Origin of the sequence: Microbacterium sp. T2.11-28 (assembly GCF_950097975.1) — a bacterium.
Lineage (GTDB): Bacteria > Actinomycetota > Actinomycetes > Actinomycetales > Microbacteriaceae > Microbacterium.
The window spans coordinates 230,428-250,014 of record NZ_CATNHF010000012.1; the positions used below are offsets into that span (position 1 = coordinate 230,428).

Below are 19,587 nucleotides of genomic sequence, written 5' to 3' on the forward strand. Positions count from 1 at the left end.
GGACATGGCCCCCGGCGCAACCAACCGAATGTGGGACATGGCCCCCGGCGCAACCAACCGAATGTGGGACATGGCTGGCGGTGGGTGTGTGTGCGGGGTCACCGAAGGTGGCGCATCAGTGCCCTGACCCTGAGGGGATGTCCCAACTTCTGCAGTGGATGTCCCAAATTCGGCTGACTCGACAGGGGTGAACCAGCCGAATGTGGGACATGCCCCCGGCGCAACCAGCCGAATGTGGGACATGGCCGGCGGTGGGTGGGTGTGTGCGGTCACCGAAGGTGGCGCATCAGTGCCCTGACACTGAGGGGGTGTCCCAGCTTCTGCAGTGGATGTCCCAAATTCGGCTGACTGGACAGGGATAAACCGGCCGAATGTGGGACATGGCCCCGGCGCAACCAGCCGAATGTGGGACATGGCCCCCGGCGCCAGCAGCCGAAAGTGGGACATGGCCCGGCGCAACCGGCCGAAGGGGGGAGCGTCAGGCGGCGGCGGATGCCAGGGAGGCGATCGCCGACGTGAAGAAGCCGAGCCCGTCGACACCCGATCGCATGGCGGCGGTCGTGTCGGGGCCGAAGCCGGCCTCGACGGCGTGCTCGGGGTGGGGCATGAGGCCCACGACGTTGCCGCGCTCGTTGGTGAGGCCGGCGATGTCGTCGAGCGACCCGTTGGGGTTCACGCCCACGTAGCGGAACGCGACGAGGCCCTCGCCCTCGATCCGCGCGAGGGTCTCGGCGGAGCAGATGTAGCCGCCGTCGCCGTTCTTCAGCGGGATCGTGATCTCCTGACCGGCCGAGAAGTGCGAGGTCCAGGCGGTCGACGCGTTCTCGACCCGCAGGCGCTGATCACGGCGGATGAACTGCTGGTGGGCGTTGCGGATGAGGCCGCCGGGCAGCAGGTGCGCCTCGACGAGCATCTGGAAGCCGTTGCAGATACCGAGGATGGGCATGCCCTGGGCGGCGGCGTCCTTCACCTCGGCCATGATCGGCGACAGCGCGGCGATGGCGCCCGCCCGCAGGTAGTCGCCGTAGCTGAATCCGCCGGGAAGGACGAGCGCGTCGACCCCCTCGAGGTCGTGCGAGCCGTGCCAGAGGGCGACGGGCTCGGCGCCCGCGAGGCGGATGGCGCGCTGGGCATCGCCGTCGTCGAGCGAGCCGGGGAAGGTGATGACCCCGATGCGCGCGGTCACTCGACGACCTCGATGCCGACCACGTCCTCGATCACGGCGTTGGAGAGGATCTCGTCGGCGATCCGCTTGACCGTGGCCAGCGTCTGCTCGTCGGCGGTGTCGACGGTGAGCTCGAACCGCTTGCCGATGCGGACGCCGGAGATCCCGCCGACCTCCAGGCGCGAGAGCGCTCCGGCCACGGCCTTCCCCTGGGGGTCCAGCAGCTCGGCCTTGGGCATGACGTCGACGACGATGGTGGGCATCTGGTCCTCCAGGCGGCCGCGTTTCGCGGCCGCGGCTTCGGTCGTTGAGCGACGAGCGTCGCGAGGAGTCGGAACGCCGGGAAGTCGCGGAAAGGGGTGCGCGACCAGTCTACGGGGCGGCGGCTCGGCGGCGGAGCGGTAGCTGTGACCGAACCGTGACCTCGTTCGTGGGAGCGCTCCCTTGACAGCCGTGGGAGCGCTCCCGTACGGTCGAGGTCGTTCGGTGAGAGCGCTCCCAAACCCGCGGAGTCACCGTCGCCGACGACAGCGAACACGCAGCAAGACCCACACCACAAAGGAGTGACACGTGAATTCACGCGCACTGCGCCGCATCGGGATCATCGCCGGCGCCGCCACCACCACCGCGATCGTGCTCGCCGGCTGCGCCGGCGGGGCGACCCCCACCGAGAGCTCGCCGGCCGGCGAGGAGAACTTCGAGGGCGTCGAGCTGACGCTCGCGACGTTCAACGACTTCGGCTACACGGACGAGCTGCTCGCCGAGTTCACCGAGGAGACCGGCATCACGGTCGTCCACAACAAGGCGGCGACGTCCAACGACGCCCGCGCGAACTTCTTCCAGAAGCTCGGCAAGACCGGTCTGGCCGACGTCGAGGCCGTCGAGATCGACTGGTTCGCCGAGATGATGCAGTACGCCGACCTGCTCGCGCCGGTCTCCGACGACCTGAAGGGCCGCTGGCTCGACTGGAAGGAGGCGTCGGCCACCGACGGCGAGGGCAACCTCGTCGCGTACGGCACCGACATCGGCCCGCAGGGCATCTGCTACCGCGCGGACCTCTTCGAGAAGGCGGGCCTGCCGACCGACCGTGCCGAGGTCGCCGAGCTCTTCCCGACGTGGGACGCGTTCTTCGACGTGGCCGACGACTACAAGGAGAAGACCGGCCAGCCGTTCATCGACTCCGCCAACGCCGTGCTGCAGGGCATCCTCAACCAGGAGGAGATCACCTACGAGAACACGGACGGCTCCATCGTCGCCACCGAGAACCCGGTCGTGAAGGAGGCCTACGAGACGGTCGTCGACCGCGCCGTCCCGATCGCCGCCTACGCCGGCCAGTGGAGCGAGGACTGGTTCGCGTCGCTCGCCAGCGGCGAGTTCGCCACCATGCTCTGCCCCGGCTGGATGCTCGGCGTCATCTCGGGCAACGCGCCCGACACGACCGGCTGGGACATCGCCGACGGCTTCCCGGGCGGCGGCGGCAACTGGGGCGGCTCGTACCTCGTGGTCCCGGCCAACGGTGAGAACGTCGCGGCCGCGCAGAAGCTGGCCGACTGGCTGACCGCGCCCGAGACGCAGATCAAGGCCTTCACCAACGCGGGCACCTTCCCGAGCCAGAACGACGCGCTCGCCAGCCCCGAGCTCGCCTCGGCGACCAACGAGTACTTCAACGACGCCCCGTCGGGCGAGATCCTCACCAACCGCGCGAACGCCATCACCGTCGCGCCGTTCAAGGGACCGAAGTACTTCCAGTTCCACGACGCCCTGCAGAACGCGGTCACCCGCGTCTTCGACGGACTCGAGGACAAGGACACCAGCTGGAACACCTGGGTGACCGAGGTCAGCGCGTTCTGACCCGGCCCCTGCTCGGCCCCTGATGCCGGGGCGCGGCGACCCGAACGCCGCGCCCCGTCATCCCCTCCCCGACCCGAAGGACGATCGTGACCACGACCACGCCGCGACCGGCGGCACGCACCCGGACCCCCGAACCCGGCCCCCGCCAGCCGCGAGTCATCTCGTTCTCGCAGAAGCTCAGCAAGTGGGACCTGAAGTTCTCGCCCTACCTCTACATCTCGCCGTTCTTCCTGATGTTCGCGGTGGTGGGCCTGTTCCCCATCGGCTACACGGCCGTGATCTCCTTCATGGACTGGGATCTCATCCGCAACTCCGGCGAGTTCATCGGCTTCGACCAGTACGTCTGGATCCTCACGCAGCCGCACTTCTGGACGGCCCTGCGCAACACGTTCAGCATCTTCGTGCTCTCGAGCGTCCCGCAGCTGATCCTGGCGATCTTCATCGCCGCGGTCCTCGACCGCAACATCCGCGCGAAGACGTTCTGGCGCATGAGCGTGCTGCTCCCCTTCGTCGTGGCGCCCGTCGCCGTCGGCCTCATCTTCACGGCGATCTTCGCCGACAACTTCGGCCTGGTGAACAACTGGCTCACATCGCTCGGCCTCACGCCGATCCCCTGGCACAAGGACCCGTTCTGGAGCCACATCGCGATCGCGACGATGGTCAACTACCGCTGGACCGGCTACAACACGCTGATCCTGCTGGCCGCGATGCAGGCCGTCAACCGCGACTTCTACGAAGCGGCGACCGTCGACGGCGCCGGCCCGGTGCGCCAGTTCTTCTCCATCACGCTGCCGTCGCTCAAGCCGACCCTCATCTTCGTGATCATCACCTCGACGATCGGCGGCCTGCAGATCTTCGACGAGCCCCGCGTGTTCGACCAGTTCGGCCGGGGCGGCGCCGCCCAACAGTGGCTGACGATCTCGCTCTACCTCTACGACATCGGCTGGGGCCAGTGGAACTTCGGCCGCGCCGCGGCCATGGCGTGGATCCTCTTCCTCATCATCCTGCTCATCGGGCTGCTGAACCTCCTCATCACCCGCACGCTCGTGCGCGACGAGGGGCTGCACCGCGAGCTCACGAAACGACAGCAGCGCGCTCTCGAGAAGACGGCGAAGCGCGACGCGAAGGAGGGCTCGCGATGAGCACGCTCGGCACCCCCACCCCGCTCGCGACGGTCGAGGAGACCATCCCCGACGCCGGCGCGCGCCGCAAGGCCGGACGCACCGTGAAGATCCGCGGCTCCCGCCCCGGCTGGGTGGTCTACGGCATCCTGTCCGTCGTCTTCCTCACCGGCGTCTTCCCGCTGTACTGGTCGTTCATCATCGGCTCCGGCGACGCGTCGTCGCTGCGTCGCCCGTTCAGCTGGGTCCCCGGCGGCAACTTCTGGGACAACGCGCTCGCCGTGATGAACAACCCCGCGGTGAACTTCTGGCCGGCGCTGTGGAACTCGATCTACAGCTCGTTCCTCATCGCCGCCGCCGTCGTGATCACCTCCACGCTCGCCGGCTGGGCCTTCGCGAAGCTCCGGTTCCACGGCGGGCCCGCGCTGCTCGTCTTCGTCGTCGCGACCATGGCTGTCCCGCAGCAGCTGGGCGTGGTGCCCCTCTACATCCTCTTCAGCGAGCTCGGCTGGACGGGACAGATCGGCGCGATCATCATCCCCGCGCTCACGAGCGCGTTCGGCGTGTTCTGGATGACGCAGTACCTGCGTCAGGCCGTGCCCGACGAGCTCATCGAGGCGGCGCGCGTCGACGGCGCGTCGATGATCCGCACCTTCTGGACCGTCGGCGTCACCGCCGCCCGGCCGGCTGCGGCCATGCTGTTCCTGTTCACCTTCGTCGGGGCATGGAACAACTTCTTCTGGCCGTTCATCGTGCTCGACCGCCAGAACCCGACCCTGCCCGTGGCCCTGTCGCTGCTGCAGTCGAACTACTTCGTCGACTACTCCATCGTCCTCGCCGGCGTCATCCTCGCCACGATCCCGCTGCTGCTGCTGTTCATCTTCGCCGGCAAGCAGCTCGTCAGCGGCATCATGGCGGGCGCGGTCAAGGGCTAGGCGGTACTCTCCATGAGCCACGTTCCTCGAGAGGACTCTGCCTCCATGTCCCGCACCTTCCCCCAGGGCTTCCTGTTCGGCGCCGCCACGGCGGCCTTCCAGATCGAGGGCGCCGCCTTCGAGGACGGCCGCACGGCGTCCATCTGGGACGCGTTCTGCCGCGTCCCCGGAGCGGTCATCAACGGCGACCACGGCGACGTCGCGTGCGACCACTACCACCGCTACCGCGACGACGTGGCCCTCATGAAGGATCTCGGTCTCGACACGTACCGCTTCTCGGTGTCGTGGTCGCGCGTGCGCCCCGACGCCGGACCCCTCAACCCGAAGGGCCTCGACTTCTACAAGCGCCTGGTGGACGAGCTGCGGGATGCCGACATCCTGCCCTGGCTCACCCTCTACCACTGGGACATGCCGCAGGCGCAGCAGGAGCGCGGGGGATGGACGGCGCGCGAGACCGCCGACCGCTTCACGGAGTACGCCCTCGACGTGCACGACGCGCTCGGGGACCGTGTGCAGAACTGGACGACGCTCAACGAGCCGTGGTGCTCGTCGTTCCTGAGCTACACCGGAGGCATCCACGCGCCCGGTCACTACTCGGTCACCGAGGGCGTCCTCGCCGCCCACCATCTGCTGCTGGCCCACGGCCAGACGGTGCAGGCGCTGCGTGGGCGCGACGACTCCCTCGACCTCGGCATCACGCTGAACCTCACCGTCGCCGAGCCCGCCGACCCGACCGACCCGGCCGACCTCGACGCGGCGCGGCGGATCGACGGTCAGTTCAACCGCTGGTTCCTCGACCCGATCTTCCGCGGGAGCTATCCGGCCGACATCGTGGAGGACTTCCGGGCCGTCGACGCGGCGGCGGTGGACGCGCTCGAGGCGGCGACGCTCCCGGGCGACCTCGACGTCATCTCGACGCCGCTGGAGGCGCTGGGCGTCAACTACTACCACGGCGAGTACGTGGGCGGACGCCCCGACCCGAACCCGCCGACGCCCGGTGACGCGCCGACCAGCCGCCCCACCGCGTCGCCCTTCCCGTCGCACCAGGACATCCACTGGCACGAGCGGGGCCTGCCGCGCACCTCGATGCACTGGGAAGTGCAGCCCGAGGGGCTGACCACGCTCCTGCAGCGGGTGTCGGACGAGTACACGAAGGATGCCGGGACCGCGCTCTACGTCACCGAGAACGGCGCCGCCTACGACGACGTCGTGACGGGGACCGGCGGCGAGACCCGCGTGCACGACGTCGAGCGCACCGACTTCCTCCGGGGGCACCTGGGCGCAGTGCTCGACGCGGCCGAGGCCGGCGTCGACGTGCGCGGCTACTTCTACTGGTCGCTCCTGGACAACTTCGAGTGGGCCTGGGGATACGAGAAGCGGTTCGGCATCGTCCGCGTCGACTACGACACCCAGCAGCGCACGATGAAGGACAGCGCGCTGGAGTATCGTCGGGTCATCGCCGCCCGCGCGATCGACATCCCCGCCCGCCCCGCCCTTCGCCTGCAGAGGTAGCCCCGCCGTGACCATCGATTCGACGCGCTCCGCCGCGACCATCGAAGAGGTGGCTGCTGCGGCGGGCGTGTCCCGGTCGACGGTCTCGCGCGTGGTGAACGGCTCCACGGCCGTGAGCCCGGCCGCGCTGGAGGCGGTGCACCGCGCCATCGCCGAGCTGAACTACGTGCCCAACCGGGCGGCGCGCTCGCTCGCCAGCCGGGCGACCATGGCGCTCGCGCTCGTCGTCCCCGAGGACACCACGCGGTTCTTCGGCGACCCGTTCTTCGCGGCGATCGTCTCGGGGATCAACGCGCGGCTCAGCCGGTCGGACTACGTGCTCAACCTGATCATCGCCAGCGACGATCCGCAGGACAAGGCGACGGCCTACCTGCGCAGCGGCGCGGTCGACGGGGCGATCGTCGTCTCGCACCACACCAGCGACACGTTCATCGACCGCATCGCCGCCGCAGTGCCCGTCGTCTACGGCGGCCGTCCCGTGCGCGAGCGCGAGCGCGACCACTACGTCGACGTCGACAACGTCGCCGGCGGCCGCCGGGCGACCGAGTACCTGATCGGCAGGGGACACCGCCGGATCGCGACCATCGCCGGGCCGCTCACGATGCCCGCGGGGGAGGACCGGCTGCTCGGCTATCAGCAGGCGCTCGCCGCGGCCGGGCTCGAGGAGGTCGCGGTCGAGGACGGCAACTTCACCGCCGACGGCGGCGCCGCGGCGATGCAGCGGATCCTCGACCGGGGGGCCGACTTCGACGCCCTCTTCGTCGCCAGCGACCTCATGGCCCGCGGCGCCCTGGCCACCCTCGGGCGCGCCGGCCTCCGTGTGCCCGACGACGTGGCCATCATCGGCTTCGACGACTCGCCGGTCGCGCAGACGGTGAGCCCGCAGCTCACGACCATGCGGCAGCCGTCGTTCCAGCAGGGCGAGCGGATGGCCGACATCCTGCTGTCGATCCTCGCCGGCGGCAACCCGCCGCACGTGACCATCCTCGAGACCGAGCTGATCGTCCGCGTCTCCGCCTGACGCGACGGGGGTGTGCCGGTGCTTCCGGCGCCGACCCCACCCCGACGCGACGACCCCACCTCGTGCGCGCGGTGCGCAGCGGGTGGGGTCGGCGCGAGCGGGTGGGCTCGGCGGAGGGTTACTGCGGGTCGCCGCCGAGCTGGCCGATGGGGACGATCGGGCCGCCGTCGTCGGCGCCGGTCTTGCGCCACCGGGCGATCGCGTTGCCGCCGTGGTAGATCACCAGGGCCGCGAGCGTGCCGAGGACGATGGCGCCGAAGCTCAGCGTGCCGAGGTTCATCGTGAATCCGGCGATCGCGATCACGAACGCGACCGCCACGGTGTACTGGTTGACGGGGCGCGAGAAGTCGACCTGGTTGTCGACCCAGATCTTGATGCCGATGACGCCGATGAGGCCGTAGAGCGCCGTCGTGACGCCGCCGAGCACGCCGGCGGGCATCGCGAAGATCACGGCGCCGACCTTGGGCGAGAAGGCGAGCAGCACGGCGACGGCGCCCGCCACCCAGTAGGCGGCGGTCGAGTACACGCGGGTGGCGGCCATGACGCCGATGTTCTCGCCGTAGGTCGTGGTGCCCGATCCGCCGAACGCGCCGGCGAGGGTCGTGGCCAGGCCGTCGGCGGCGAGCGCGCGCCCGGTGTGGCGGTTGATGCCGGGGTCGCCGGTCATGGTCGCGACGCCGCGCACGTGTCCGACGTTCTCGGCGATGAGCACCAGCACGACCGGGAGGAACATCGGCAGCATGCTCCAGGCGACCGCGTCGCCGAAGGCCGGGAGGTGGAACTCGGGCAGCCCGATCCAGGCGGCGTCCGCCACCCCCGAGAAGTCCACCCGGCCGAGGATGATCGCCACGAGGTAGCCGACGACCACCCCGAGGAAGATCGAGATGCGGCCGAGGAAGCCGCGGAAGAGCACCGCGAACAGGATGCACGCCGCGAGGGTGATCGTGCCGAGGAGGGCGTCCTGGCTGAAGTTCTGCCAGGCGACCGGGGCGAGGTTCAGGCCGATGAGCGCGACGATCGCGCCCGAGACGACCGGCGGCATGAGCTTCTCAATCCAGCGGGTGCCGGTCGCCTGCACGAGGAAGCCGACACCGGCCAGCAGCAGACCGGCGACGAACACGCCGAGCAGGGCCTGGCTGATCTGCTCCGCCGTCTCGAGCGGCGCGCCGTCGCCGGGGCCCAGAGCCAGGATCGGCGCGATGAACGCGAACGACGAGCCGAGGTAGCTGGGGAGGCGGTTGCGGGTGAGCAGCAGGAAGAGGAAGGTGCCGACACCCGAGAACAGCAGGGTGGTGGAGACGGGGAAGCCGGTCAGCAGCGGGACCAGGAAGGTCGCGCCGAACATGGCGACGACATGCTGGGCGCCGATGGCGATCGTGCCCGGCCAGCTCAGGCGCTCGTCGGGCTTGACGACGGCGCCGCGCTCGACGTGGCGGCCGTCGCCGTGGAGTTTCCAGGTGGGCATGGCGATGCTCCTCAGAATCAGGGGGAGGTCGGGCGTGGTGCTCGACGTCAGGCTACCTGGGAGATCGCTGGGAGCGGGTGAGCGGCACGCAGCCGACGGGCGCGCGGGAAGGCCGGCTCAGGCGGAGAGGAGCTGCAGCAGCTCGCGGTACTTGCCCGCCGTGCGCGCGACGATGTCGGCGGGAAGCTCGGGCGGCGTGCCCGTCTTGTCCCAGTTCGCGGCGAGCCAGTCCCGGACGATCTGCTTGTCGAAGCTCGCCATCCGCTCGGCCGGGGTCGTTCCGGTCCGCCACGCCTCGGCGTCCCAGTACCGCGACGAGTCGCTGGTGAGCACCTCGTCGGCGAGGGTGAGGACGCCGTCGGCGTCGAGGCCGAACTCGAACTTGGTGTCGGCGAGGATCAGCCCCTTCGCCTCGGCGACGGCGGCGGCCCGGGCGTAGATCTCCAGCGAGGCGTCGCGCAGCTCGGCCGCACGGTCGGGTCCCACGATCTCGGCGGTGCGGGCGAAGCTGATGTTCTCGTCGTGCTCGCCGAGCGGCGCCTTGTACGCCGGCGTGAAGATCGGCTCGGGAAGGCGGTCGCCGTTGGCGAGACCGCCCGGGAGGCCGATGCCGCACACCGTCTGGGTCGCGCGGTACTCCGCCCATCCCGATCCGGTGAGGTAGCCGCGGACGACGCACTCGATCGGCTGCATCTCGAGCGCGCGGACGACCATCGCGCGGTCCGCGACCTCGGCGGGCGGCTCCGTCCCGGGGACGAGGTGGTTCGGGATCGCGCGTCCCCCGTCGGCGCCGGCGAGCTGGTCGAACCACCACAGGCTGAGGCGGGTGAGCAGCGCGCCCTTCTCGGGGATGCCGGGGCTCAGCACGTGGTCGAACGCGCTCACGCGATCGCTCGCGACGACGAGCATGATCCCCTCGGCGGCGTCCGCGTCCTCCGCGGGACGGTACAGGTCGCGCACCTTGCCCGAGTACACGTGGGTCCAGCCGGGGAGTTCGCGCGCGTCGGTCACCCGTCCATTATCCGGGTCGCCGCGTCAGGGCGGTGCGTCTGGTCGCGGCGTCGATGAGCGCGGCGGTGCCCGGAGGCCGGCCGTTCACGCCGTCAGCTCGTAACGCGCGCGACCTCCGCGGCGCGGCGCGCGGGTGGGGTCGATCCAGGGTGGCGGGATGAGCCACACCGTGGCGGTCGTACCCGTCCCGTCGACCTCGACCTCCCAGCCGTCGTCGTGGATGCGGTGGTGGCACCCGGAGCACAGCAGCACTCCGTTGGCAAGGTCGGTCGTCCCGCGGTCTCGCTCCCACCATCGGATGTGGTGCACGTGGGTCCACGCGGCGGGCGCCCCGCAGGACGCGCAGCCGCCGTCGCGCTCCCCGAGGGCGAGCTTCTGCGAGCGGGTGAAGAGGCGCTTGGCTCTTCCCCAGTCGAGGATCTCGGACTCGCCGCCCAGCACGCACGGGATGAGCTCGGCGTCGGCGGCGATCCGGCGCGCGGTCCGGGCGCTGACGGGGGTGTCGATTCCGTCGATGGTCGCCACGCCCTCACCGGAGATCAGGGCGTCGAGCGCGACGCGCACGACCACGGTCGCCGACGGGGCAGCGGGCAGCGCATCGCAGCCGAGCGCGTGACGGCAGAGGTCGGCGAGCGCGTCTGCCTGCAGCTGCTTCACGCTGCGCTGGTCGCGCTCCGCCTCCTCGCGGTGCTCGTTGCGGCGCAGCGCGCCGGTGACGATCCCGTCGATCGCCGCCCGGACCGGCGCGGCAGTCTCGGGGTCGAGTCGGGCCGTGAGGAGTGTCATACCATCACGCTCCTGGATCATCAGCGAGCGGTCGTCGCGTCGCTCGTGCTCGCGGGGTTCGACGCCGTCGGGGTCGAGGTGCGCCTCGGCGCGCGCGATCACCCGCGTGAGTTCATCGGGACGGAGCCCGGGGGCGAGATCGACCAACTGCCGCTCGGCGTCGTCGCGCCGGGCGGCGTTGACCCGGAACGCGAGGCGGTCGAGCAGCCCCACGATCTGCGACGCGGCCCAGGTGCCGACTGCGCCCGCGGCGAACGCCGCGGCCACGTGCGGGTGAGCGGCCGGCAGCAGCTCGCCGGTGAGCGACCGGCGCGGTGCCGTGGCCTCGCCGACCTGCAGGAGTCGCGCCGCCTCGCCGCCGGTAGAGGCGGTGGCGGTCGCGATCATCGCCACCGGAGTCCGGAAGCCCTGTCGCCTCGCCAGCGAGTCGCGACCGAGTTCTGCGCGGGACTGCCGGGCGACCTCTGCCGCCACGGGCGCGAACGCCGCCTCGACGTGCCGCCGGAGCGCCCCGAAAGCGGCGGTCACCGCGATCAGCTCGCCGGGTGACAGCGCCTCGGGCGCGCGCTCGCCGCCCGCGCTCGCGAGCGCGTCGAGAGCCTCGGCGATGCGATGGAGCGGGGTGGTCATGCGTCGAGAATAGAACAGATGTTCGATGATCGAAGAGAGTTATCCACAGCCCGCGGTCGCAGTCAGGGGGTGATCTCGTCGACGAAGGCGAACGCCTCCGCGACGACTTCGGGCCACAGATCCGCGGCGGCGTCGGGCACGTGCACCCACTCCCGCATCGCGCGCTCCCGCATGATCATCCGCTCGGCACGGCCGCTCTCCTCCCAGTGGGTGACGCGATCCTCAGGGAGTTTGGCGATGATGCCGTCTTTCACGACGAACGCGAAGACCTTCCCCCGGATGCGCAGTCCTTCGCTTCCGAACATCGGGCCGATGTCCACGCCATCGCGCGTGAGGTACGCGGCGGCGATGTCGTCGAACTGCTCGTGCGGGCGGCTCATGAGCACACACTAGGACCCGAGCCGCGTGCGCCGCACCGGGCGAGGCGCCCGCGAACGCGCCACGAGTGACAGGCTGGCGGCGGGGACCGCGCCGCGCGCCCCCGGATGGAGGCGACTGCGCCATGGTCATCGATCTCGCCTACCCCTTCGAGGGTCGATGGCGCGCCCTCAACAGCCCCGTCGACCGGGTGCCGAGCCATGGCACGACCCGCTTCGCGAGCTCCTACGCGATCGACTTCGTCTTCGTCGGCGAGGAGGGGAGGTCGGCGCCCTTCACGGCGGCCTCGCTCGTGCGCCCCGAGCCGCCGGAGCGGTTCGGGGGGTTCGGTCGCCCGCTGCGCTCGCCGGTCGCCGGGAACGTCGTCGGAGTCGCCGATGCCGCGCCCGACCACGCCGCTTTCCGCGGGCTGCCCTCGATCGGCTACGCGCTGACGCAGGCGTGCCGGGCACGGGAGGGCTGGTCCGCGCTCGCCGGCAATCACGTGATCGTCGAGGCCGACGGCATCCTCGTGGCGCTGTGCCACCTCCAGCAGGGGAGCGCCTTGGTCCGCGCGGGGGACCGCGTCGGACGCGGCGATCCCGTCGCGCGCTGCGGCAACTCCGGCAACAGCACCGAGCCGCACGTCCACGTACAGGCCGTCGACGATCTCGACCTCGCGCGCGCCCGCGCCGTCCCCCTCACCTTCGACGGGACGCTCCCTCGGTCAGGCGCGATCGTCCACGCCTGACCGTGACCGCTGCGGATCTCGCCCCTCAGCCTTCGCGGCCGGCGAGCTCCACCACGGTGACGGCGGCGTCGCCATGGGAGGCCGTGACCTCGAGTGCACGACCCCGCAGCGCGCGCGGCACCTTCGCGAACCCGTCGGCATCCGTCTCGAGCAGCACCTCCTCGCCCTGCCCGTCGTCGACCGCACGCACGTGCACCAGCGCGCCCTCGACGGGGCCGGGGTCCCCGGGGCGCCCGGGGACGGGCTCGGCCCGCTCCACCGTGACCCGGAGGCGGTCGTGCCCGGGATCGGCCTCGACGACGAGCCGGGGGAAGGCGGCGCGGTACACGCGCAGCTCCGGGTCGCCGAGGAGGTTGAGGCTGAAGATCTGCCAGCGGTCGTAGCCGCTCCAGTATCCGGTCGTGCCGAACACGCTCAGGCGGCTGTCGTTGAGGAGCCCGAGATGACGCGTCGATGCGAGGCGGTGGAAGAAGGCGCGCTGGAAGTCGTCGCCGACGCCGATCCACGAGAACCGCGTATTGCCGACGTATCCGACGGCGCCGCCCGCTCCGTTGAGCAGGAGCGCCTCGGACATCGCGTCGCTCGCGTCGAACCCGTTCGTGAGGCACGAGTCGGCGTAGCCGATGAAACCCGGCTCGCCGTTGCGGAGCGCCTGCGCCATCGAGGTGCTCAGGTGCGCGACCCCGGACTGGCTGCCGTGGCCGGAGAGCGACACGAGGTGCGGCGCCGCGTCGAGGCCGCCCCGGAGCCCGGACTCGGTCAGGTACTGCACGGGGGCGGCCCAGCGGTCGAACCAGGGGAGGTCCCGCTCGTCCTCGTAGTGCCGGGAGAACCGGTCGATGCCGGGCACCTCGGCGCGGATCTGCCGGCGCAGCCGCTCCTGATCGGCCATCGATCCCTCCGCGCTGCGGGGGTTGAACTCGTACGCCGCCGGCGCGCGCTCCGCCGCGACGCCGTGGACGACGATCCACGCGCTCGGCACCGGGAAGGTGAGCGTGATGAACCACAGCGGGATGCGGATCGCGCTCGGCCGGTCGTCGGTGGCCGACATCGCGTAGTACCAGCCGCGGACCGACGCCGACGGGTCGGTCTTGAACGGCAGCTCGCGACGGTCGGTCTCGCTGATGCGTGCGACGAGGTCCCACGTGAAGTCGGCGGGCGGGCCGGCGAGCTTCAGCAGGGCGCGGCTCTGCGACGCCTGCGTGACGAACTGATCGTCGCCGGGGACGGCGGAGGCCGTCGGCCACAGGAAGGTGCGCCCGCCCCAGTCCGACGACACGAGCACCATGCGGCGCGGCCAGTCGCGATCGGCGAGGAGCCCCCAGCCGCCGCCGGCGCGCTCGTAGGCGAGCGTCTTGTCGACGAAGACCTGTGCCTGCGCGGCGTCTTCGACCGGAGCCCGCCCGACGCTGAGGTCGGTGCGCAGCACCACGCCGTCGATGTCGGTGCCGTCGGCGTGGTTCTGCCCGTACACGCCGTTGCCCGCGGCATCCCACGCGTGCTCGGGCACGTACACCCACGGCACCGTGAAGGTGAAGGGTCCGACGTGGAGACGGGCGGTCGTGACGATGAAGCTCGAGAGGCTCGCGTAGTAGAAGTCGGTGGGGATCGTGTTCCACGCGTACAGGAACTGCAGCGGCGTCTCGATGAGCGCCCGCGGCCCCTCGACGCGGATCCACTCTGTCGGCATCGCGCTCCGGGTGGCGTAGTCGTCGCCCGTCGTGAAGTACCAGCCGGGCGACGCGCTTCCCGAGGTGCCGGCTGCGTCGTACGGGATCAGCGTGCCGTCGCTGATCCGCGTCAGGCGGTTGTCGGCGCTGTTGCCCCACCAGTCGCCCAGTGCGTGCGCGTGGATGCGCAGGTGATCCCCCGTCCAGAAGCTCTGGCCGTTGTCGGGGGTCGCCTTCGTGCCCACCGAGACTCCACCCAGGACGCCGCCGGCCGCCTGCCGGGCGGGGACGATCGAGACGTCGCCCCCGACGAGCAGCCACGAGATCCCCCAGTCCTCGCGCTTGTCCGCGAGGAATCTCCGGATCACCTCGGCGAGGTCGCGCGAGCCGGTGCGGAAGTCGCCCCAGCGTCCGTCGACGATCTCGCTCACCGTGACCACGCGTGCGCTGATCCCGCGGGCCCGTTTGGCCTGCGCGAGGCGTTCGAACTGCGCGACGATGCCGGGCCGCGCGGCGCCGCGGGTGATGGTGGCGTTGTCCCAGGTCGCGTCGTCGGTGACGATCACGTACGCCGAGGGGAACTCGAAGCGCGGCCAGGACAGGTCGAGCTTCCCGATGGCCTCGGGGTTGAGCACCGACCCGCGGGCGATCTCGCGCGCTGTCGCGCTCTCCGCCTCGCTGACGGGCATCGCTTCGGGCCGCAGCCGCAGGCGCTCCTCGTCGAACGCGTCGCCGAAGCGCTCGCGGAACTCCTGCGCGGCCGCTTCCCGATCGTCGACGACCGGCTCGGCGCCGAACGCGACGGTCACGGTGAACGAGACGCAGAGCTCCAGGACGGCCTTGCGGGTCATCCGCACCGGGGCGATCTCCAGGACGGCGATGCGGATGCCTCCGATCATCTCGATCCCGCCGCTGCGGACCACGGGCGGCGGCTCCTCCGCGGCGGCGAGGTACGCGTCGACGTCGGGCGGCACCACCGGCGGCGCCGGGAACCCGGTGTCGATGGGCGCGCGGTCGGTGCGGCGGCAGCTGCAGTCGGCGTCGCAGTGGACGTGCGTCGTGCGGGGCGCCGGACGGGCGTGCTGCGCGGGAGCCACGAAGGTGAGGCCCCGCGTCACCCGCGTCCACTTCTCGGACTCGACGGTCAGGCCGACGGGCCACATGCCGTCGGGCGCGGCGATGCGCACCCGGGCGGAGGGAAGGGCGGGATGACCGGGCGCGCCGCCGGTGGTGAAGTCCTCGAGCGCCACGATGACGCCCAGCGGTGTCTCGGTGAGGCGGAGGTCGCGGCGGTCGATGCCGAACGTGACGGTGACCGGGCGGCCGTCGCGGCCGTCGCGGCGGTCGCGGCGGCGGCGGTGGCCGCGGCGCGGGTCGGCGTGCTCCGGTTCGGTGTGCTCCGGGTCGGCGGGGTGCAGTTCGGTGCGCATGAGCAGCTCCGTTTCGCGAGGTGGAGGCGGACGTCGCCTCATCGGGAAGGAGGGAATCCGCCTCCGCCTGATACCGGTGTCGGCGAACGGGTATATAGTCCATCTGGACTATTCGACGCACAGTCTTCGGCCGGGACAATTCCCGCGGACGGGCGCTGGACGCAGCAGGGGGGACGACATGACCGACGCCGCGCGCGCCCTCACGCCGCTCGGTGTCGTCGTGCTGGGCCTCCTGCGCGAGAGCGACATGCACCCGTACCAGATGCTCCGGCTCCTGCGGCAGCGACGCTACGACCGGATCGTCGGCGGCTCGCGCGGCACGCTGTACCACACGGTGTCCCGCCTGGAGCGGTGCGGTCTCGTCGCGCAGGCCGGCGTGGACCGCGACGGCAACCGGCCGGAGCGCACGACGTACACGGTCACCGACGCCGGCCGCGCCGCGGCCGACGACTGGGTGCGCGACCGCCTGCCGCGCATCGACGGCATCCTCGAGTTCCGCGTCGCGCTCGGCGAGGCCCACGACCTGCCCCGCAGCGAGGTCGCCGAGCTCCTCGGCCGGCGCCGCGCCGCGCTCGCCGCGGACCTCGACGGCCTCGACGCGAGCCTCGCCGGCGCCCAGGAGCGCGGCGTGCCGCTGCAGTTCATCGTGGAGCTCGACCGCGAGCGGCACATCGTGGGCGCCGACCTCGCCTGGCTCGACGGGCTCCTCGCCCGTCTCGCCGACCCCGACATCCCCTGGGGCGTGCACGAGGTGCCCGCCGCCACCCTGGCCCGCCTCGCGGCCTTCAGAGAGAGCGTGATCGCATGACCGATCCTTCGACCACTCCGGCGCACACCGCGGGCGCCGCCTCCGCATCCGTCCCGCCCCGTGCCTCCGACCGCACCCCGGACCGCACTCCCGAGCGGAGTCCGTGGCCGGCGCTGTGGGCGCTCGTCATCGGGTTCTTCATGATCCTCGTCGACACGACGATCGTCTCGGTCGCGAACCCCGCGATCAAGGCCGCGCTCGATGCCGACACCAACAACCTCGACAACGTCGTGTGGGTCACCTCGGCGTACCTGCTCGCGTACGCGGTGCCGCTGCTGATCACCGGCCGGCTCGGCGACCGCTTCGGGCCGAAGAACATCTACCTCATCGGGCTGGCGATCTTCACGCTCGCCTCGCTGTGGTGCGGCCTGTCCTCGACGCTGGAGATGCTGATCGTCGCCCGCGCCGTGCAGGGGCTCGGCGCGGCGCTCATGACGCCGCAGACGATGGCGGTCATCACCCGCACCTTCCCGGCCAACCGGCGCGGGGCGGCCATGGGACTGTGGGGCGCGACGGCGGGCATGGCGACGCTGATCGGCCCCCTCGCCGGCGGTCTGCTGGTCGACGGCCTCGGGTGGGAGTGGATCTTCTTCGTCAACCTGCCCGTCGGAGTCATCGGCTTCGTCCTGGCGTGGATGCTCGTGCCCTCGCTCGAGACCCACCCGCACCGGTTCGACCTCGTGGGCGTGGTGCTGAGCGCGGTCGCGCTGTTCCTCATCGTCTTCGGTCTCCAGGAGGGCGAGAAGTTCGCGTGGACGACGTGGATCTGGCTCATGATCGGCGCCGGCGTGGTGGTGCTCGCGGTGTTCATCTGGACGCAGTCGCGCACCCGCAGCGAGCCCCTGGTGCCGCTGGAGCTGTTCGCGAACCGCAACTTCTCGGTCGCGAACCTCACGATCGCCGCGGTCGGGTTCACCGTGACGAGCATGTCGCTGCCGCTCATGTTCTTCGTGCAGCTGGCGCGCGGTCTCACCCCGACGCAGGCGGCGCTCCTCCTCATCCCGATGGCCGTGCTGTCGGGTGTGCTGGCGCCGTTCGCGGGGCGCCTGCTGGACCGCACCGACCCGCGGCTCCTGCTGGTGCCCGGCCTGCTGATGGTCGCGGTCTCCCTGTTCTGGTACTCGACGCTCATGAACGTGGACACGCCCATCTGGATGTTCCTCCTGCCGTCCGCGCTCATGGGAGTCGGCAACGCCGGCATGTGGGGTCCGCTCGCGACCACCGCGACGCGCGACCTGCCGCCGCGCCAGGCCGGCGCCGGCGCGGGCATCTACAACACGACGCGCACCGTGGGGTCGGTCATCGGCTCGGCCGCGATCGCCGCCGTCATGCAGTCCCGGCTGAGTGCGAACCTGCCCGGCGCCGGCGATGCGACCGAGAGCTTCGGGGGCGGCACCCTTCCGCCGTTCGTCATCGACGGCTTCTCCACCGCGATGGCGGAGTCGATCCTGGTGCCCGCCGGCGTGCTCCTCATCGGTGTGGTGGCGGTGCTGTTCCTCCGCCGCCCCGAGTCCGTCGCGCACTGAGCCCCTCGCCGCCGGCGTGCCCTCGCCGTCGTCCCCTTCGCCGAGCCGACACGCTTTACCCGAGCCGACACGCTGTGAACCGCGCGGAGCGTGTCGGCTCGGCAGAAGCGTGTCGGCTCGGCGGGGCAGTCGGGCGGACCCGGCCGTGCGTCAGTCGGCGACGCGCGCGGCGATGTCGGTACGGTGGTGGGCACCCTCGAGCGAGATCTCGCCGAGCGCGCGGTAGGCGCGCTCCCGCGCTTCGGTGAAGGTGTTGCCGAGCGCCACCACGTTGAGCACGCGGCCGCCGGTCGCCACGAGACCGCCGTCGCGCTCCGCGGTCGCGGCGTGCGCCAGGTGGACGCCCTCGACGGATGCCGCGGCCTCCAGCCCGGTGATCGCACGCCCCGTGACCGGCGCCTCCGGGTAGCCCTCGCTCGCCAGCACGACCGTCACCGCGACGGCCTCCGCGAACGCGGGCGCCGGCTCGTCCTCGAGGGTGCCGGACGCCGCCGCCAGCAGCAGGCTCGACAGCGGCGTGACCAGCCGCGCGAGCACGACCTGGGTCTCGGGGTCGCCGAAGCGCGCGTTGAACTCGATGACCTTGATCCCCTGCTCGGTGAGGATGAGGCCCGCGTACAGGAGTCCGATGAAGGGCGTGCCCTCGGCATCCAGCCGCCGGATCACCGGCTCGGCGACGGTGCGGGTGACCTCCTCGACGAACGCGTCCTCGCCGCCGAAGGCGCCCGCGAGCCACGGCAGGGGCGAGTAGGCGCCCATGCCGCCGGTGTTGGGGCCCGCGTCGCCGTCGTAGGCGCGCTTGAAGTCCTGCGCCGGGCTGAGCGCCCGCACGGTGTCGCCGTCGGAGACGAAGAAGAGCGAGACCTCGGGGCCGCTCAGGAACTCCTCCACGAGGATCGGCCCGGTCGGCAGGTACGCGTCGGCGTGCGCGAGCGCGGCGTCGCGGTCGGAGGTCACGACGACGCCCTTGCCGGCGGCCAGCCCATCGGCCTTGACCACGTAGGGCGCGCCGTACTCGTCGAGGGCCGCGGCGACCTCGTCGCGCGAGTGCGCGCGGGTGGCGCGTCCGGTCGGCACGCCGGCGGCGTCCATCACCCGCTTGGCGAACGCCTTGGAGCCCTCCAGCTGCGCGGCCGCCTTGCCGGGGCCGAAGACGGGGATGCCGCGCTCCCGCAGCGCGTCGGCGACGCCGGCGACCAGGGGCGCCTCGGGACCGATCACGACGAGGTCGATCCGCTCCGCGTTGGCGTAGTCGGTCACGGCCGCCGGCGAGTTCGCGTCGAGGTCCGGCACGAGGACCGCGTCGGCGGCGATACCGGCGTTGCCGGGTGCCGCGAACAGCTCGTGACCGGCAGCCTCCGCCTTCAGGGCGAGGAGGATGGCGTGCTCGCGGGCACCGGAACCGAGGACGAGGATGCGCACCCGCACAGCCTACCGAGGCCGGTCGCCGCGCCGTGCGGCCGCCGACGCGTGCGCAACTCCGGAAGATCGGGCCGCGGGGGCACGGGAGGCCCGCTCCCGGGCGTCCGGCACACGGACTTCCGGAGT

Annotated in this window: 16 protein-coding genes; 8 read left to right on the top strand and 8 right to left on the bottom strand. The window is 71.6% G+C overall.

The window, feature by feature from the left end:
• Nucleotides 1-478: 478 nt before the first annotated feature.
• Complete coding sequence (gene purQ, locus QQZ13_RS08170) at nt 479-1,186, bottom strand: phosphoribosylformylglycinamidine synthase subunit PurQ (RefSeq protein ID WP_284528526.1); 708 nt, start codon at nt 1,184-1,186, stop codon at nt 479-481.
• Entirely contained in the window at nt 1,183-1,428 is a 246-nt protein-coding gene (gene purS, locus QQZ13_RS08175) for a phosphoribosylformylglycinamidine synthase subunit PurS (RefSeq protein WP_284528527.1), read from the bottom strand. Before purS ends, purQ begins: the two co-directional genes overlap by 4 nt.
• A gap of 307 nt (nt 1,429-1,735) precedes the next feature.
• On the opposite strand from purS, the gene QQZ13_RS08180 reads away from it, so the two are divergent.
• From QQZ13_RS08180 to QQZ13_RS08200, 5 genes are all read left to right on the top strand, one after another.
• Nucleotides 1,736-3,016, top strand: a complete 1,281-nt coding sequence (locus QQZ13_RS08180; RefSeq protein WP_284528528.1) for an ABC transporter substrate-binding protein — start codon at nt 1,736-1,738, stop codon at nt 3,014-3,016.
• 86 nt (nt 3,017-3,102) lie between these two features.
• Entirely contained in the window at nt 3,103-4,158 is a 1,056-nt protein-coding gene (locus QQZ13_RS08185; protein WP_284528529.1) for a carbohydrate ABC transporter permease, read from the top strand.
• Nucleotides 4,155-5,072: a carbohydrate ABC transporter permease gene (locus tag QQZ13_RS08190; protein ID WP_284528530.1), complete on the top strand. Its 918-nt coding sequence runs from the start codon at nt 4,155-4,157 to the stop codon at nt 5,070-5,072. Before QQZ13_RS08185 ends, QQZ13_RS08190 begins: the two co-directional genes overlap by 4 nt.
• Before the next feature lie 45 nt (nt 5,073-5,117).
• On the top strand, nt 5,118-6,584 hold the full coding sequence (locus tag QQZ13_RS08195; RefSeq protein WP_284528531.1) for a GH1 family beta-glucosidase: 1,467 nt from the start codon (nt 5,118-5,120) through the stop codon (nt 6,582-6,584).
• A gap of 7 nt (nt 6,585-6,591) precedes the next feature.
• Entirely contained in the window at nt 6,592-7,605 is a 1,014-nt protein-coding gene (locus QQZ13_RS08200; RefSeq protein WP_284528532.1) for a LacI family DNA-binding transcriptional regulator, read from the top strand.
• Between the two features lie 118 nt (nt 7,606-7,723).
• Here the strand turns inward: QQZ13_RS08200 and QQZ13_RS08205 are convergent, their stop codons facing one another.
• From QQZ13_RS08205 to QQZ13_RS08220, 4 genes are all read right to left on the bottom strand, one after another.
• Nucleotides 7,724-9,070 carry a uracil-xanthine permease family protein gene (locus QQZ13_RS08205; RefSeq protein ID WP_284528533.1) on the bottom strand — a complete coding sequence of 449 codons (1,347 nt, stop codon included), beginning with the start codon at nt 9,068-9,070 and terminating at the stop codon, nt 7,724-7,726.
• 117 nt (nt 9,071-9,187) lie between these two features.
• Nucleotides 9,188-10,081, bottom strand: a complete 894-nt coding sequence (locus QQZ13_RS08210) for a phosphoribosylaminoimidazolesuccinocarboxamide synthase (RefSeq protein ID WP_284528534.1) — start codon at nt 10,079-10,081, stop codon at nt 9,188-9,190.
• 84 nt (nt 10,082-10,165) lie between these two features.
• On the bottom strand, nt 10,166-11,497 hold the full coding sequence (locus QQZ13_RS08215) for an HNH endonuclease signature motif containing protein (protein ID WP_284528535.1): 1,332 nt from the start codon (nt 11,495-11,497) through the stop codon (nt 10,166-10,168).
• 62 nt (nt 11,498-11,559) lie between these two features.
• Nucleotides 11,560-11,877, bottom strand: a complete 318-nt coding sequence (locus QQZ13_RS08220) for a TfoX/Sxy family protein (protein ID WP_284528536.1) — start codon at nt 11,875-11,877, stop codon at nt 11,560-11,562.
• Between the two features lie 122 nt (nt 11,878-11,999).
• Between QQZ13_RS08220 and QQZ13_RS08225 the strand changes: the two genes are divergently transcribed.
• Nucleotides 12,000-12,605: a M23 family metallopeptidase gene (locus QQZ13_RS08225; protein WP_284528537.1), complete on the top strand. Its 606-nt coding sequence runs from the start codon at nt 12,000-12,002 to the stop codon at nt 12,603-12,605.
• A 25-nt stretch (nt 12,606-12,630) separates the two neighbouring features.
• On the opposite strand, the gene QQZ13_RS08230 is transcribed toward QQZ13_RS08225, so the two are convergent.
• Nucleotides 12,631-15,705 (bottom strand): C25 family cysteine peptidase, encoded by a 3,075-nt coding sequence (locus QQZ13_RS08230; protein ID WP_284528538.1) that lies wholly within the window; start codon nt 15,703-15,705, stop codon nt 12,631-12,633.
• Nucleotides 15,706-15,883: 178 nt separating this feature from the next.
• Between QQZ13_RS08230 and QQZ13_RS08235 the strand changes: the two genes are divergently transcribed.
• Both QQZ13_RS08235 and QQZ13_RS08240 read left to right on the top strand, forming a co-directional pair.
• Nucleotides 15,884-16,513: a PadR family transcriptional regulator gene (locus tag QQZ13_RS08235; RefSeq protein ID WP_284528539.1), complete on the top strand. Its 630-nt coding sequence runs from the start codon at nt 15,884-15,886 to the stop codon at nt 16,511-16,513.
• On the top strand, nt 16,510-18,039 hold the full coding sequence (locus QQZ13_RS08240) for a DHA2 family efflux MFS transporter permease subunit (protein ID WP_284528540.1): 1,530 nt from the start codon (nt 16,510-16,512) through the stop codon (nt 18,037-18,039). Before QQZ13_RS08235 ends, QQZ13_RS08240 begins: the two co-directional genes overlap by 4 nt.
• 150 nt (nt 18,040-18,189) lie before the next feature.
• On the opposite strand, the gene purD is transcribed toward QQZ13_RS08240, so the two are convergent.
• The gene (gene purD, locus QQZ13_RS08245) at nt 18,190-19,461 is read right to left on the bottom strand and encodes a phosphoribosylamine--glycine ligase (RefSeq protein ID WP_284528541.1); all 1,272 of its coding nucleotides are present in this window, start codon (nt 19,459-19,461) and stop codon (nt 18,190-18,192) included.
• Between the last annotated feature and the right edge of the window lie 126 nt (nt 19,462-19,587).